The 2258-nt window shown below is 75.3% G+C and carries 2 protein-coding genes; both read right to left on the bottom strand.

Annotation, left to right across the window (positions count from 1 at the left end):
* Positions 1-1214, bottom strand: a 1214-nt coding sequence (gene ftsW / locus I4I78_RS32030; RefSeq protein ID WP_308252478.1) for a putative lipid II flippase FtsW, incomplete at its 3' end; no start/stop codon positions are given.
* Positions 1211-2258 (bottom strand): UDP-N-acetylmuramoyl-L-alanine--D-glutamate ligase (murD, locus tag I4I78_RS32025; protein WP_218615251.1); only part of this gene is annotated, 1048 nt, incomplete at its 5' end. The genes murD and ftsW, both read right to left, overlap by 4 nt.

Here is a 2258-nt window from a genome sequence, read left to right as displayed (position 1 = left end):
AGGGCGGCCACCGCCTCCGGCTCGTGCCGAGCGGCGTTGGTCATCAGACCGAACACGAACATGGTCACCACCAGTGAGGTGCCTCCGGACGAGATCAGGGGCAGCTGCAGGCCGGTGACCGGCAGTAGACCCACCACGTACCCGATGTTGATCGACGCCTGGACCACGAGCCAGGCCGTCGAGGTGGCCACGACGATCCGCAGCCACGGGTCGGCGCTGCGCGCGGCGATCCGCATGCCGGTGTAGGCCAGCGTCGCGAACAGCCCCAGCACGGCGAACGCGCCGACCAGGCCGAACTCCTCGCCGATGATGGCGAAGATGAAGTCGTTGTGGGCGTTGGGCAGGTAGTCCCACTTGGCCCGTCCCTGCCCGAGCCCGACGCCGAACAGCCCGCCGTCGGCCAGCGAGTAGAGCGCCTGGGTCGCCTGGTAGGCCGGGCCCAGCGGGTCGGCGGTGTTCGGGGCCAGGAACGCCGAGATCCGGCTCGCCCGGTAGCCCGCGGTCAGGCCGAGGATCACCGCGCCCAGCAGTCCCCCGCCGGCCAGCGCCGCGAGCAGCTTCATCGGGGCGCCGCCGAAGTACAGCATCGCGATCATGACGATGCCGACCGAGATCGTCATACCCAGGTCGGGCTGCAGCACGAGCAGCGTGAAGATCAGCAGGGTGACCGGGACGACCGGGTTCAGCGCGTGCTTCCAGCGGTGCATCACGGCGCGGCGGGCGACGAGCACGTGTGCGCCCCACAGCGTCAGCGCGACCTTGACCGCCTCCGAGGGCTGCAGCGACACCGGGCCGAACGCGAACCACGCCCGGGACCCGCCGCGCACCGCGCCGATGCCCGGGATCAGCACCGCGACCAGCGCGATGATGCCGGCCAGCAGCAGGAACGGGGCCATCGCCCGCAGCACCCGCGGCGGGATCCGCACCCCGGCGTAGAACAGCACCAGCCCGACCCCGCAGAACATCAGCTGCTTGGTGAACACCGAGTACGACGACCCGCCGTCGGCCAGCGCCTCCACCGAGGACGCGGAGAGGACCATGACCAGGCCGAACAGGGTCAGCAGCCCGAACACGCCGAGCACCAGGTGCAGCGAGGTCAGCGGACGGCGCAGCCACTTGCGCAGCCGGCGCACCGCGCCCTGGGTGCCGCTGCCCACCGAGGCGGCGACGCCCTGGATCGACAGGCCGTCCCGCTCCCCCGCCGGCCGGCTCACCGGTGCGCTCCCTCGGTCCGGCTCGTGCCCGGCGGCGTGGGCGCGGCGGTCAGCTCCCGGACCGCGCCGGCGAACGCGTCGCCGCGGTGGGCGTAGTCGCGGAACTGGTCCATCGACGCCGCGGCCGGGGCCAGCAGCACCACGTCGCCGGGCCCGGCGAGCTCGGCGGCACGGCGCACGGCCTCGGGCATCGGGTTCCCCGGCGTCTGCATTCCCTCATGGTTACCCGCCGCGACCTCCCGAACGGGGAGATCCGGCGCGTGTCGCGCCAGGGCCTCGACGATCGGAGCGCGGTCGGTGCCGATCACGACCGCGCCGGCCAGGTGCCCGGCGTGCCGCCGGGCGAGCTCGCCGAGGGTGTCCGCGGAGACCCCCTTGAGCAGCCCGCCGACGATCCACACGGCGCGGGCGCCGGGCGCGCGGGCCCCGGCGGCGGCCAGCGCGGCGTCCGCGGCGTGCGGGTTGGTGGCCTTGGAGTCGTCGACGAACGTGACGCCGCCGACCCGCCCGACCGGTGCGCTGCGGTGCGGGCCGGGGGTGAAGCCGGCGAGCGCGGTCCGGACCGCGACGACCGGCACACCGTGCGCGCGGGCCAGCGCGGACGCGGCGAGGGCGTCGGTGATCCCGGGCGGGCCGGCCGGGACGACCGCGTCGGCCGGGAGCAGCTCCCCGCCGCCGAACGCCCGGTCGACGAGCATCCCGTCCCGCACCCCGAGCTGGTCCGGGCCGGGTTCGGCGAGGGTCACCCCGACCCGTCGCGCGGCGGGGGCGGCGGCGAGCAGGCCGCGCGCCACCGGGTCGTCCACCCCGGCCACGGCGACGTCGCCGAGCAGCGCGCGGGCCTTGGCCGCGGCGTAGCCGTCCATCCCGCCGTGCCAGTCCAGGTGGTCCTCGGCGACGTTGAGCACCACCCCGGCGGCCGGGCGGACCGACGGTGACCAGTGCAGCTGGAAGCTGGACAGCTCCACGGCCAGCACCGCGTGCCCGGCGGCGACCGCGGAGACCACCGGGTAGCCGATGTTGCCGCAGGCCACCGCGTCCTCG

The organism is Pseudonocardia sp. KRD291 (assembly GCF_019263595.1).
GTDB lineage: Bacteria > Actinomycetota > Actinomycetes > Mycobacteriales > Pseudonocardiaceae > Pseudonocardia.
This window is presented reverse-complemented; position numbering and strand designations above follow the sequence as displayed.